This is a genomic window from Actibacterium naphthalenivorans (assembly GCF_014196965.1).
Lineage (GTDB): Bacteria > Pseudomonadota > Alphaproteobacteria > Rhodobacterales > Rhodobacteraceae > Actibacterium_A > Actibacterium_A naphthalenivorans.
Genome location: NZ_JACIEQ010000005.1, coordinates 169,477 through 183,083 on the forward strand (window position 1 = coordinate 169,477; position 13,607 = coordinate 183,083).

Genomic DNA, 13,607 nt, shown 5'->3' on the forward strand with positions numbered 1-13,607 from the left:
CGTCAGATCACGGCCGCGCCGCCCCGGCTGGTGGCGGCGCCCGGTTGATCCGTTACCGCGTCGCCGCGACGGACGTGCTCAGCAGCGACGGTGTAAGCTGTTGAATCACGCGGTTCCAACGCGTGATCGGCTGTTCGGCAACGAAGACCACATCGTTGGGGCGCAGCTCGAACCGCGTTGCCAGCAGAAAATTCGCCGCATTGCGCCCGTCAAGCTGCCACGCGGTAACCGAGGCGAACTCTCGCGGGTCGGCCGAACCGCGCAGCACATAGATTTCACGCACATTCCCGGTTTGTGTCGGAATGCCACCGCCTTCGTTGTAAAGCGCGTCGGCTAGCGTCGCCTGCCGATCGAAGGGAAGCGGAAAGCGGCTCTGGTTGCCGACTTCGCCGGTCAGGTAGACATAGTCCCGCGCGACCGCATCCAGATCGAGCTGGGTCTGATAATTGCTGCGTGCCTCTTCCAGCGCGGCGCGGCGCAGCGTCACCTCGGCGCTCAGTTCGGTCAGGGCATCGGTGCGCGCCTTCTGACGGAACTCGGCAATGCGGATCTGCTCCTCGAAATAGGCCTGTGCCTGTTCGAGCCTGTATTCGGTATCGACGAAGATACTGTCGCCATCCACCAGCTGGATACGCTGCAACCCGCTGCGGGCGTAAAGCTCGGACAGCGGGATCTGATAGAGTGTACCCTGGCGGTACAGCCGGACCGAGGCGTAATCCTGATCGGTCACCGTGACCCCGCCAGCCGCCGCCAGCGCGGCGTCGAGATACAGAGGGGTCAGCGCGATTGGCGCAACCGTGGGCGAGGCGACCGCCCCCCCGATCGAGACCTTCTTGGAATTGAATTCGGCAATCTCGAGGCTGAACGACGGGTCGATCTGATTTTCCACCAGGCGCTGGAACAGTTCGGCCTCGGCCTCTTCCAGCGTCATGTCGGCGATGTGGATCCGCCCGACATCGGGAATGGCGATCGCGCCATCATCCTGAACGGTATAGCCCTGACGGCGGTTCTGGGCGGCCAGCAACCCGGAAAGCTCCTCGATCGTGGTACCCGCCTGCGGCGTCGCCAAAAGCACCACATCGCCCACGCCGATCTTATAGGGGCCGGGATCGGCGGGCGGCGGAATTCGGGTTTCGAGCGCCGCGGGGCGGTTTTCTGCCTGGAACGCCGGTTCCGGCAGGGCGCCCGCGCCGCGCAGGGTGCCCGCGGATCCCGCCGTCTGAGAGAACACCCCCGGCAGGGCCAGCGGCCGATAGGCCGACTGGTTCGCAAGCATCACGCTTTCCGACGTGATGGGCACAACGCGCACCTTCGATGCCTCGCCCGCGCCGCTTCTCACGGCGGGGCTTTGATATGCCAAGCCACAGCCCGAGAGAAGAAGAGCGAGACAGGAAACAGTCAGAATACGCATGAGCAAGACCTCCGCGAAGGGTAAGAGCAGGCACGCCGCCTGATCAAAAATATAGCGTAAAAACAGATACTTTGCAAAATCGAACCGAACCGCATCATCTCAGCACCTGTCTGGATGCCAAAGGACCGATTTCCGCGCCGGCCCATTGGCGGGATTGCATGATTTCCCCCCGCCCCGGATCGACCCAGTATAGGTTCTGGAAAGACTGATCCGCGCCCTGGCAACGTTCCTGCATCAGCCGGGTCGCGACCACGCGCTTGCCCAGATCCACGTCGCGGGCGCCGCGGCTGGCGATCTCGCAGACGTAGGTTCGGATCTCGACCTGATCCTCGCCGCCGAGATAGCTGTGGAACCGTTTCGCGGTGCCGGCCCGCCCCGACAGAACCAGCGCGCGCGATTGCGCGACGTCCGCCGTCATGAGATCGCCGCCCAGCCCGCGTGACCCGACCAGGAATCCGGAGCGGAAATCCAGGCTCACCTCATCCGCGCTGATCCAGTTCTCCACCCCGTCGCGCCTGACACGCCGCAGGAAGACGGCGGTCTGCTCGCGATCCTCGACCGCGACGATCAACGCCGGCACACCGGATTGAGAGAGCGCTTCGAACTCGGCCGAAAAATCCGAAACGTCATCATCCTGCGACAGCCACTTGCGGAGCTCGGGATTGACACCTTCCGTAGAGGAGCACCCCGCAAGGCCCGCCGCCAGCATCGCCAGAAGGAAAAGCTGTCTCATCGCCAGAACCTTCCCCAATGTTCCTGCAGCTCGGGGGCGTGATAGCCGCGCGTGACCTCATAAAGCCGGTTGCGCACATCAAGCCGCGCGCCACCGTCGCGCGTTACCGGGCGGATCACGGTGCCGAACCCGCGCTGCGACGGCTCGCCAGAGAGCCGGGACAGCGGAATCTGAATGCGTATGCCCTTGTCGAAGGAGCCTTCCCCGAACTCGTCAGAGGATACATCCGTCAGCGTGAAAAAGGCCCCCACCCGGATCCCGTTTCCGAATTCGCGGTCTAGGCTGAATGTCGCGCCCCAGTCGCCGGCAAGGTAGCGGCCGACATCGACCTGCCCCAGATAGCCCGCGCCCAAATCGTAATAGGCAGAGGCGTGGCCGGTCATGACATCGTAATCCTGAAAGCCGAAATCGATGTCATAATCGCGTTTGACCGCATAGTTCAGCTCTGCCCCGAGGGCGAGCGGCCCGGTCACCGGCTTCCACAACAGTTCGGTGGAAAGACCGCCGTACATGCGCTCAAGATACCCCGCCGTTACCCGCCCATAGAGATTTTCGCCCGGTCGAAAGAAGTACTCCTGGGTCAGATGCGTCAACTCGAGATCCGACTGGGTGTTGTAGAGCACCACGTCCGACCGCACATGCGGCAGAACCGAGTCGGAGACACGCGTCGCCTCATCCAGGTTGCCGATGATCGGCTGACGCAAACTCCCCGAGTAGACCAGCCCCCGCATCGGCGCGAAGGACGCGCTGAGTTCGGCGCCGATATCGGCCCGGACCGGATCATCGGGATCGAACAGCGACGGGGAAAGATAACCGTTCAGCCCATAGGCGAAACGCGGATAGACCCCGGCAAGAGCCTCGGTCCGGTCCAGCCCGCCCGCATCCGAAATGTCGGCGCGCACATAGCTTTTCCAGCTCCCGTCCAGCTCATGCTCCAGCTCTTCGAGATCGCGGCGTTTGATCGTGACGCTGGACATCGGCACGCCGTTTGCCACCGGCACGATGGTGAAGGTTTCAACAGACGGCGGCAGGGTGTTGGCCAGCACCCGCGCGGCACGCCCGATGGCCTGCGCGCCCACGTCATAGCGCCAGTTGGCCAAATGCACCGTGGCGGAACCGGCGCTCAGATCCAGCGCTTCGAGCGCCATCCCCTGACGCGCGAGCGCCGATCGCAGGCGCTCCTCCCCCTGAGAAAGTTCCTGCCTGCCCGTCACGCCCCAACTCGCCGCCGCGATCGCGTCGCGCGGCAGGATCGCCGGCGGGGCCTCTTCGATGCCGCCCGGATAGGGCGCGCTCTTCGGATCCAGGGTGTAGCTCAGCACCAGACCAAGCTCTGAGCCATACATATAGTAGGCGCCCAGATCGAACCCGTTCTTGAAGCTGTAGTTGGCGCCGAAGTTGAACGGGGATCGGTGATCCAGGCCCATGTTCCTGACTTCGCTGACGTTGTCATCGGATGAATATTCGAACAACAGCGCCAGTTGATCCGAATAGTCCCATTGCACGCCACCGAAAAAAGCAGCGTCACCGCGGAAAAACCGGCCCGTCTCGACCTCGCCGGTTCCGGCCCATGGTGGGCGATTGTCGAACCGGTCGGAAAACACGGATAATGGATTTGAAAAGCCACCATAGGTGCCCAACCGGCCCCAACCGATGCCGCCCGAAAGCTTTACCGATGGCGTGAGATGCCGGGTCGCGACAAAATATTCCGCCCCGTATACGCCCGTTCCGCCGAAATCGCGAAGCCCGAGGGCCACCGCCGGAAAATACCGCCCCTCGTCGGCAAAGCGGTACTGAAGGTCAAAGCTTCGGTCATAAAACGTGTTTGTGCCGTCCCGATACCCGTCGAGAGTGGCATACCGGAAGCTGCCGGAAAGCCGGGGGGTGATCTGAAAGCTCAGGGTATTTCGCAGAGTCTCGCCGAAATGCCCGACGGTGAGCGTCAACGCACCGTCAGGCATGCTTTCCGCCGTGGGCGTGTCCATCAGGCCGGTGGTGCCGTAGAACGACAACACCGGACGAGACTGCGCGCCCCCCCAGTCGGAGGGTATGCCAAGGGTTAGAATGCACGCCATGCCTGCCCAACTGGCGCGTCGATAGAAAATGGCCATACGGATCTGCCCCGATCCACCTAATTCTTTTCTCCACCCTAACAAAGCGACAAACAACCGCCCCCTCTTTTCGGGCAGATGCGGGCCGCTATGCCGGCGAATGTGATATTATTGATATTATCGCGGCACTTTCTAACGCCTGCATATCTGTCGAACCCTCAGGAAGCGCTAAAAAAGATTCACCTGCGTCTAAAAATTAGACAAAAACTCAAGCGCGCCCGCGAAAACCGCACTCTCGCTCTGAACCACCCGATTTCCCGGCGTGCAACACAGTTCGGTCGCGGCCTGCGACCGGTCGTCCCCGGGGACCAGCCGGCCAGGCGGAAACGATGAAGACACGGCGGGGGCAATCGCCGGACGCCGGATATGCCAAGGCGAACATGCCGAAGCCCGGATGCGCAGCGCTGCAGCGCCGCATTGACGGAGGCGCCGGCCCTGCTAGCCCGAATCCCGCCCGAGGCAAGGCGCGACATCCTATTTTTTGAGTGCCGCCAGACTCTTACACCTTACTTTCCAATACCATGCGCAATTGACATCGCCCTTCAAAGCTGGAAACGTCCGCATGACAAAAATCTTGCAGCTTTGGGGGGGAGCCGTGAATGCTCATTCGTCTGATCGACGGAATTAACGAGATCGTGGGGCGTATCGTTTCACTGGTCGCGATCATCTTTGCCGCGATGATCATCTACGATGTCGTCATGCGCTATGTCTTCAATGCGCCCACCCGCTGGGCCTTTGACGTGACGAGACAGCTCTATGGCTTCTATTTCATCATGCTTGGCGGATACGCGCTCCGGCATCAATCCCATGTGCGGGTCGATCTGCTGATTGAGCATCTTTCCGCCGGCGCACGCCGCTGGGTGGAGATCGCGGGCTACTTCATCTTCTTCTTTCCGTTCACCTGGGTTTTCCTGACCCGTTCCATCGAATTCGCGCAGCGATCGTGGAACCAGGGGGAAACCACGTATGGTTCGGTCCAACTGCCGGTATACCCGCTGAAAATCGCAATGGCCGTGGCCGCCGGGCTCTTGTTCATCCAGGGCATCTCGGAGGTGCTGAAGCTCGTTCTTCACAAGGAGGCCAAAAATGATTTCGCCTGAGCTTATCGCCATCGTCATGTTCGGCCTGCTTGTGATCGGGCTGTTCATGGGCCATCCGCTGGCCTTCGTTCTGGGCGGCACCGCGGTTCTTGGCGCGGTCATCGCCGGCAAGCCGATGGTGCTCGGCATCATCATCAACCGCATCTTCGGCGACGTGCTGGATAACTTCACCCTGATCGCCATTCCGCTATTCGTGCTGATGGCACGGTTTTTGTCGGATTCCGGCGTGACCGACAAAATGTTTGAATCGCTGCGGCTTTTGCTTGCGCAGGTGCGCGGCGGTCTGGCGCTGGCGGTGGTGTTCATCTCGATCCTGCTCGCCGCGACGACGGGCATCATCGGCGCTTCGATCACCGTGATGGGCGTGATGGCGCTGCGTCCGATGCTGCAATATGGCTACAGCCCGTCGCTGACCGCGGGTGTCATCGCATCTTCGGGGTGCCTCGGCATTCTCATTCCGCCGTCGATCATGCTGATCCTGATGTCCAGCTACTCGCCGCTGTCGGTGGGCGAGCTTTTCGCCGGCGCGATGGTGCCCGGTGTTCTGCTGGGCCTGCTGTACGCCGGCTGGGTGACGATCGTGGCGATCGTCCGCCCCGACATGGCCCCCGCCGTACAGCCCGATGAAAAGATCAGCCGCGGCGCCCTGTGGCGCATGCTGGCCGTCGAGGCGGTGCCGCCCCTGGTGCTGATCATCGGCATTCTGGGCACCATGCTTGCCGGTGTCGCCACGGCGACCGAAGCCTCGGCCATCGGCGCGGCGCTGGCGCTTGTCATCGTGATCATGCGCCGGAAGTTCGAGTGGAAGACCTTCTATGGCGCGCTTCTCGAAACCGGGCGCACCTCGGCCATGATCCTGTTCATCGTGGTCGGTGCCACGGCCTTTACCGGGGTGTTCAACATCACCGGCGGCCTGCGAGCGGTGCAGGACGTGATGCGCGGCCTCGACATGGCGCCTTGGATGCTGATCGCGGTGATGATGTTCATCGTCTTCATTCTGGGCGCGTTTCTGGACTGGACGGGGATCGTGCTTTTGTCGTTCCCGATCTTCCTGCCGATCGTGCAGGAGATGGGGATCAGCCTGCTGTGGTTCGTCGTGCTGATGGCGATCGTGCTGCAGACCTCGTTCCTGACGCCGCCATTCGGATATGCGCTGTTCTATCTCAGGGCCATCGCGCCCTCCAGCGTGAAGACATCCGAGATTATCGCCGGTGTGATGCCGTTCATCGGCCTCATCATCGCGATGTGCCTTCTGGTCGCCTTTTTCCCGTCCCTTGTGACCTGGCTGCCGGAAAATCTCTACGGACCCAAATAAACGGAGGAGGAAGACATGACTATCAAAACCGGAATTCTTGCGGGCGCGGCCTTTGTGGCCACGCTTTGCGGCCCGGCCATGGCCCAGCAAAGCTGGACCATGACCAGCACCTGGCCGTCGTCGCTCGAACTGATCGAGATGGACAAGCACTTCGTCGATCTGGCGAACAAGCTGGCCGGTGACGAGGTGAAAATCGACTTCTACGAGGGCGGCAGCCTGGTGCCGGCAGGCGAGGTGTTCGGCGCGGTTGAATCCGGCACCATTCAGGCCGGGGCTGACTGGCCCGGCTATTGGGCCGGACGCGACCCCGCGTTCTCGCCCCTGGCGACGCACGCCAGCCTGTTCAACGCCGTCGATTACGTGAACTGGATCCAGCAATGGGGCGGTGCCGACATCTATAACGAGGTCTACGGCCGTTTCGGCATGGTTTACCTGCCCTATACCGTCACCAACAACGAATCGGGCTTCCGCACCAACGCGCCGATCCGCAACACCGCAGATCTGAAGGGCAAGCGCCTGCGCCTGTCCGGGCTTGAACAGGGGCAGCTGCTGGAGCGGCTCGGCGGCAACCAGGTTTCGATGGCCGGCGGAGAGATCTATCAGTCGCTCGAGCGCGGCGTGATCGACGGGGCAGAATTCTCCACCCCGAATGTCGACTATTCCGGCGGCTTCCACCAGGTGACGAAATACTGGTCGACACCGGGCTGGCACCAGTCCTCGTCGGTATTCGGCGTGATGATCAACAAGGCCGCGTGGGACGCCCTTTCGCCCGGCGCGCAGGAAAAGCTGAAGATCGCCGCTGACGCGACGATGCTGTGGTCGCTCGCGTTCACCGAGAAGCGGGCCACCGAAGCCTATGGCAAGTTCCAGGAAGCCGGGGTCGAGATCACCCGTATGGATGATGAAACCCTTGCCGAAATCCAGACCATCGCCAATTCGGTGATCGAGGATGCCGCCTGCGCCAGCCCCACCTCGGCGAAGGTCTATCTCAGCCAGCTCGAGTATCTGAACGACTATAAAAGCTGGCGCGATGCCTCGGCCCCGTTCAACCTGGGCCGCACGCCGAACGGCCCGGATATCGAAAAGATCCGCGCCTGCGCCGGTCAGTAACGGCCTTTGAATGACACGGGGGCCCGCCGTTTTCGGCGGGCCCTTTTTCATGCGGCGAAAACGCCCGCCAATCAGCGGCATTCCGGCAATTCCCTCTTGACGCCCCCCCGTCCCTCGCTTACCTAGCCCTCGCTCTTGGCGGAGTAGCTCAGTTGGTTAGAGCAGCGGAATCATAATCCGCGTGTCGGGGGTTCAAGTCCCTCCTCCGCTACCATATCCCCTCAAGGGATTTTCCCCATAAAATCGAAGCACTTGGGCGATTCATCGCCCACTGACCCAGCGCTTCGCGGGGGGTGTCATATCACCCTAAACTGGCCCATTGGCGCTGACGTCAGACAGTCAAACTATTTTCCGGGTTGGTCAATGTGATCGGGCTTAGCCTGATCGGCCTTCTGCGCTGCGGCATAACCTGCCACGGGATTTTCCCTCCAGCGTCGACTAGAGTCCGCCCCAATCTGAGGACGAACAATAACCCAAGAGAAAGGCGCAGCAGCCAAAGCCCGAACGCACTCACCAAAACACTGGACCGGCGGAACAGACGTTCCACCGCAATGTCTCTCAAGCTCATCCTCTTATGCTGATGACCTCCTCAAGCACTTCGATCACGTGTGCGCAATGGGTCTCTGGCGACGCGGCATAGTGCACGCGCCGGGCGTAGGCCGCCCGCGACATCGCAGCGACGGTCGCGGTATCGCGCAACCTACCGAGCGCCCCGGCGAGCGCCTCGCGCCGATCGTAGACAATCCCATTAACACCATCCTCGACCATTTCGTGGGCAGCAGACCACTTTCCGACAATACATGGAACGCCCACACCAAGCGCCTCGCATGTCACTAGCGGGTAACCTTCGTACCACAGGCTGGGGAACACTAGCGCCCGTGCGCGCGCCAGCCACTGTGCAACCTCGGCGGGGCTGACCCAGCCCGCCAGCTCGGCCTCGGGATTGGCGGCGCGGATCTCGGCCTCCTGCGGGCCTGAACCCAGAAACACCGCCCGCACCCCTGCCACCTTTGCCGCGCGGGCAAAATCCAGCGCGCCCTTCTCGGGCATCAGCCGACCGATGAACAGGAAGACGTCATTGTTCTCGGCCGCGACGCGCGGGGCGTTCAGGTCGATCTCGACCGGGTTCAGAATATGATGTAGCTGCGCCCCTGCGGGCAGGTAGGGACGCATCGCAGCCAGCTGCGTTTCCGAAATATAGGCGATATGGCGCAGCTTGCGCGGCAATCCACCCGGCCCCCACAGCGCAACCTGCCGGGCCACCCGCCACCCTTTTTGCAGCCCCGACCGAGCGTCGCAATTGGTGCTCATGCAGCGCGGACCAAGCGGACGACGGGTGCAGATCTCTTCCTTGCGATAATCGTAAAACCCGCCATTCGGGCAGGCGAGGAAATATTCGTGCATTGTGAAAAGTGAGGGGAACCCCGCTCCGGTCAGCACGGGTCCGAGCGCAGGAGAAAGCGCGCGAGAGAAGCTGTGCGCATGAATCGCGGTGCGCACGGGGTCGAGTGGGGCAAGAGTAGCGCGCAGGGCACGCGCCGCCCCCACGTTCCAGATCCCGCGTCGCATCGCGCGCAGGCGGTTCGGATCATCGAGCACGTCTGGTTCGTTAAGGCAGATCACTTCCACGCCGCTTGCCGCAAGATCGGGGTCGACCGGACCGGTGGGGGCGAAGAAGATCACCCGGTAACCCATCGCCACCAGCCCCTTTGCCTCGATGAATGCCACCTTTGCAGTACCGCCGTTGAGGCGGGCGCTGTCGGTGGCAATGACGATGGTGTCCAACTGCGCCATGCTAAGTGTTCCCGAAACGGTCGTGGTAAATAAGGAAATCATCCGCGTAGAGGTTTTCGAGAAAGGTCTTGGCCTGAGGTCCGAGCGCAAGGTCGCGGGGGCGTTTGGACTTGTTGCTGTGGGTCGGGGCATACGTCTTGCCAAGACGCGTTGCGATTTCGCTCATACTCTCGTCGAAGGTTTCAACGCGGCCAATGTAGTCTACGATAACCTTGCTCTGGCGATCGGTAAGGTACCAGGCTTGAGGGGTAAAATGGACCCAGGACATGATCCTTGCCCGCAGGAACGGGTTCCGTGCCATTGCAGTCAAAAGAGCGTCGGGCGTGTCGAAGGCAGAGAGATAGCGAGCCGCGAAAGCGTTATCTTTATCGGTCAAAGCCCCAGTTTTAAGATAGTAAAATGCAGAAAAAAAGCGATCTGTTGGATCCCGCATCAGAGAAAAGGTGAAAAGACGCTCAAAGCGCTCAACGTCACGTGAGCGCCAACCGATTGCCGGGGCATGGCCGAACAATTGGTCGGTGTTGTACACAGCTTCGCAGACACTTATCCCCGCCGTTTTGGGAATGTGAACGAAAATTGCGCCGGAAACATCTTGTACCTCGCGGGGCGCGGCGTAAATCGGCAGGCCCCGTGACCAAAAGGCTATGAAATAGCGTCGTCCGAAGCCAGTAAGATGGGCTAACTCTCTCGGTCTCATGATAACTCCTTGCCGCGATCAACCGAGGCAAGACTCACCAACCGATCGATCAAGTCATTGAAGTTACGCGCGGCATCGAAGTGCGCGTGGGCATGTTTTAGCGCAGCATCGCCCATCTGCCGTGCAAGCCTCCGATCTTCGGCAAGGCCCCCTAATGCCTGGACGAACCCAACATCGTCCGCAGCGTCAGGCGTGAACCCGGTCTGGCCATCAATCACCAGATCGGGAATGCCACCGATGGCGCTTGCCACTGCCGGGAGGCCCGCCGCTGCCGCTTCGGCCAGCACCTGTGGCGACATATCGGACCGCGTGGGCAGGCAGAGCACGTCCATCGACGGCAACAGCTCCCCAACCAGCCGGTCGTTCGGCACCCGGCCATGCACGATCGCATGATCCGCGAGGGATCTGGAGGCCGGATCCCCGGACACGATATGCAGCTCGGCCATATCAGCCAGCGGTCCCTTGATCCACTCGACGAGACGGGCCGCCCCCTTGCGACGGATATCGTTGCCAATGAAGACTACCCGCAACTTGCCCGGCGCGTTGTCTGATCTGGCCTCTGGTCGGAACCGCTTCAAATCAATGGACGGCGGCATCACGGTGATCGCCGTATCCGCTACGCCACAATCGTCGCGCAACGATCCGGCCGCCCAGCGGCTCATCGGAAACATGTGGGCGGCGCCCCGCAGGAGTGCAGCCTCACGTGCCATGTCTTTCGGATTCCAGGCGTCGCGCGGCAGGTCACGCTCGATACCGGCGCGGGTGTTGTCGAGTGTGACTGTGAAAGGGGGCGCCGCCGGGGCCTGGGCGATGGCGGCAGCGGGCCAGTGCGCCGCAAAGTGCACGGCATCAGGTGAGAAAGTGCTCAACATGGCGCGGACGGTGCGCCCACTTCGCCCCGAAAAGGCGTCGATCGGGTCGATCCGCCGGAACAGATGGTCGCGTTGGCGCATGTTGTTGCGTTTGTGCAGGAGCGTATCCCAACGGCTGAGCGAGACCGAAACCACCCGCGCTTCGATATCCTCGCGCCCACGCAGCACCCGCTCGAGCTGGGCGCGATAGGTCCGCCATCCAAGCGCATCCTGAAGCACAAAGGCGAGGCGCGGGCGGTTCATTTCAGCCCGTCCGCGTCGGTTTCGAATGGCAGGCCAACAAGCGCCCGGCCCAGCAGAACGCCTTGCAGCAAAGATGCGATGATCATGCCTGTGATCACTCCGGAAAGACCGGCGTAATATGCGCCTGCGGCAGTCAGCGCCACTATCGCGCAAAAGGTTACAATGCGAATTTGAAGATTGATCCCGAAATTGCGGGTAGCCAGGAGCCCTGATTGCAAAATCGTGGCGGAGGCAGATACGCCCGCAGCCACCAGACATAGGGCAAGCTGGATGGCCAGTCCGGTATAGGCCGGCCCGAACACCGTCACCAGCACCCATTCCCCAATGACCAGCGCCACAACAGCCCCGGCGGCGGTAGACCCGGCGATCAGGGCGACAAGCTGGCGCAGGGTACGGCCGAATGCACGTTTGTTTCCGACAACCGAATAGTGCGCCAAGCGGGCAACGATGGACTGACCGATGGCCATGGTGACTGTCGTTACAGCCTGCATCGCATAGGCGACCACGGTGAACTGACCAAGCGCCGCAAGACCAAGGAGATGGCCGATCATGTAGCGCGGGGTCGAGGCCTGAAGCGCCGAAAGTAACGCGTTGAAGGCAAGTGGCAACGAGGTGACGGCAAGCAAGCGCACCTTTTGCGCTCGCAGCAATCCGTTGTCACCAGTAGCACGGGCCAGCCGCCCCGCGCTGCCAAGATCGAGACCGAGGGTGATCAGCGCCCACGCAACCAGCAACCCGCCGTAGGCGGCGGTGGTGGAGCCTGTAAGGACGATCACCCCCCAGAACAGAGCCGCTCCTCCAAACCCGCGCAAGATTAGCGAACGGGCCACATAGTTCATCCGCTCGCCCTTTTGGAACATGCCGTAACACAGATCGGAGAAAGTCTCGATGCCCTTCGCCGCGCCCAAGACAAGCATCACCGGCCGCATTTCCGGCCCGACGAAAACAAGCACTATGGCAACGATGATACCGTAGGCGACAGCGCTCGCGACGATTCGCAACATCCTGAATTCGCGGAAGCTGAATTCGGAGCGCGCGTCAGTCGCTTGATTTGCGCGAACGCCAAGATTGAAGAACCAGTAAATCGGCAGGATGATTGCGCTGGCAAGGCCGAAGCGCCCGACATCTTCCACGCTGGCAAACCGCGCAAGAGCAACAAGGATGAGGAACTGGCAGACGACATAGGAAATTTGCCCCAGCAGCCCCCATCCGACCAGCCTGCGCAGTCTGACCTTCGCCTCTCCTGAAGGGACGTCAACCATGGGTCTGCCCTGGCTTGAAATACGCATCCCAGATGGCGATATCCGGTGCGCAAAGCTTGCGCACTTGCTCCATCAGTTCGGGTGTGATTGTGGACTTCCGCGTGTCTTTTGACTGACGCCCCTTGTTTTCATGACCGACACGCACTCGCACGCCCAGCTCGCGCTTCAGGTCGGCAGTAAAGCCCGGAAGATCCTCAAGGCGACCCACCACGCTAAACTTTTCGCGCAGATTGGCGATTGCCTTTTTGATCAGAGCGGGGTCGGCAAGATCGGGAGCTTTCGGTTGTCCGGAATAGTACTCGACATAGCTCGCCCCGAGACGCCGCGCACGGTCCGTTTGCAGAAAATCGGCAAAACCCTCGTCAATGATGGCATGGTCGCCCTGTTTGCCGTAACTCCAAAAGTAATGTGACACAAAACGCGCCACGGGCTCACGCAGAATGGTCACGAACTTATAGCGATCGTAAAAACGCTCATACGCGACATCCGAAAAGGCCACGTGCAGAGAGATGCAGCGCACGTCGTCGAAAAGATGGTAGAGCAACATTTGCTCGCGCAGGTCCGCTACATCGATCAGCATAGCCGCACGGTCAGAACGCGCAGAAAACGCCTCAAAAGCACGAAAACTTTCATCAGGCCTTACTGTCGCCTGCGAAAGAATATATCGCTTGCGCAGCGCCCTACCCACCGAGGTTCCTCCGCATTTGGGGACATGATGAAAGACAAGGCGCGTTGGTATCGCGGCATCGGCCAGAGCTAAACGCACATTTTTTGCTGTGTCGACAATTCCCATTGGATATCAGATCCCAAATCCCCGACCGAAAGGTCCACATGGAGCTTTGCGGCAAGTTGCTTGTCTACGTCACTAAGCGCCCCTTGAGAGCAATCATCGATGCCTATTCTTTCACAACTAAAGGAGGCAACGCTCGGTGTACAGTTTGGCGGCGCCAAAGTCGCGT

At 61.2% G+C, this 13,607-nt stretch carries 11 protein-coding genes and 1 tRNA gene; 4 read left to right on the forward strand and 8 right to left on the reverse strand.

What is annotated here, in order from left to right; all coding sequences use genetic code 11:
• Positions 1-52: 52 nt before the first annotated feature.
• The 3 genes from GGR17_RS16210 to GGR17_RS16220 all read right to left on the reverse strand — a co-directional run bounded on the left by GGR17_RS16210 (position 53) and on the right by GGR17_RS16220 (position 4,255).
• Positions 53-1,411 carry a polysaccharide biosynthesis/export family protein gene (locus GGR17_RS16210; protein ID WP_173585964.1) on the reverse strand — a complete coding sequence of 453 codons (1,359 nt, stop codon included), beginning with the start codon at positions 1,409-1,411 and terminating at the stop codon, positions 53-55.
• A gap of 94 nt (positions 1,412-1,505) precedes the next feature.
• Positions 1,506-2,144, reverse strand: a complete 639-nt coding sequence (locus GGR17_RS16215; RefSeq protein ID WP_054539614.1) for a YjbF family lipoprotein — start codon at positions 2,142-2,144, stop codon at positions 1,506-1,508.
• Positions 2,141-4,255, reverse strand: a complete 2,115-nt coding sequence (locus tag GGR17_RS16220) for a YjbH domain-containing protein (protein WP_082386648.1) — start codon at positions 4,253-4,255, stop codon at positions 2,141-2,143. The genes GGR17_RS16215 and GGR17_RS16220 overlap by 4 nt, the downstream gene beginning before the upstream one ends.
• 599 nt (positions 4,256-4,854) lie before the next feature.
• Here GGR17_RS16220 and GGR17_RS16225 point away from each other — a divergent pair.
• The 4 genes from GGR17_RS16225 (at position 4,855) to GGR17_RS16240 (ending at position 7,994) form a co-directional block, all read left to right on the forward strand.
• Positions 4,855-5,355, forward strand: a complete 501-nt coding sequence (locus GGR17_RS16225; RefSeq protein ID WP_037208557.1) for a TRAP transporter small permease subunit — start codon at positions 4,855-4,857, stop codon at positions 5,353-5,355.
• Between the two features lie 16 nt (positions 5,356-5,371).
• The gene (locus GGR17_RS16230; protein WP_054540450.1) at positions 5,372-6,670 is read left to right on the forward strand and encodes a TRAP transporter large permease; all 1,299 of its coding nucleotides are present in this window, start codon (positions 5,372-5,374) and stop codon (positions 6,668-6,670) included.
• 15 nt (positions 6,671-6,685) lie between these two features.
• Positions 6,686-7,780 carry a TRAP transporter substrate-binding protein DctP gene (gene dctP / locus GGR17_RS16235; RefSeq protein WP_054539615.1) on the forward strand — a complete coding sequence of 365 codons (1,095 nt, stop codon included), beginning with the start codon at positions 6,686-6,688 and terminating at the stop codon, positions 7,778-7,780.
• A gap of 137 nt (positions 7,781-7,917) precedes the next feature.
• Positions 7,918-7,994, forward strand: a tRNA-Met gene (locus tag GGR17_RS16240).
• A 350-nt stretch (positions 7,995-8,344) separates the two neighbouring features.
• Here GGR17_RS16240 and GGR17_RS16245 read toward each other — a convergent pair.
• From GGR17_RS16245 to GGR17_RS16265, 5 genes are read right to left on the reverse strand one after another with little or no spacing between them, the layout of a single operon-like run.
• Positions 8,345-9,574: a glycosyltransferase family 4 protein gene (locus GGR17_RS16245; RefSeq protein WP_162231831.1), complete on the reverse strand. Its 1,230-nt coding sequence runs from the start codon at positions 9,572-9,574 to the stop codon at positions 8,345-8,347.
• 1 nt (position 9,575) lies between these two features.
• The gene (locus GGR17_RS16250; protein ID WP_054539617.1) at positions 9,576-10,271 is read right to left on the reverse strand and encodes a sulfotransferase family 2 domain-containing protein; all 696 of its coding nucleotides are present in this window, start codon (positions 10,269-10,271) and stop codon (positions 9,576-9,578) included.
• Positions 10,268-11,386, reverse strand: coding sequence for a glycosyltransferase family 4 protein (locus GGR17_RS16255; RefSeq protein ID WP_054539618.1), 1,119 nt, complete (start codon positions 11,384-11,386; stop codon positions 10,268-10,270). Before GGR17_RS16255 ends, GGR17_RS16250 begins: the two co-directional genes overlap by 4 nt.
• Positions 11,383-12,648 carry a lipopolysaccharide biosynthesis protein gene (locus GGR17_RS16260; protein ID WP_054539619.1) on the reverse strand — a complete coding sequence of 422 codons (1,266 nt, stop codon included), beginning with the start codon at positions 12,646-12,648 and terminating at the stop codon, positions 11,383-11,385. The genes GGR17_RS16255 and GGR17_RS16260 overlap by 4 nt, the downstream gene beginning before the upstream one ends.
• Positions 12,641-13,441 carry a sulfotransferase family 2 domain-containing protein gene (locus GGR17_RS16265; RefSeq protein ID WP_082386652.1) on the reverse strand — a complete coding sequence of 267 codons (801 nt, stop codon included), beginning with the start codon at positions 13,439-13,441 and terminating at the stop codon, positions 12,641-12,643. Before GGR17_RS16265 ends, GGR17_RS16260 begins: the two co-directional genes overlap by 8 nt.
• Positions 13,442-13,607 lie beyond the last annotated feature (166 nt).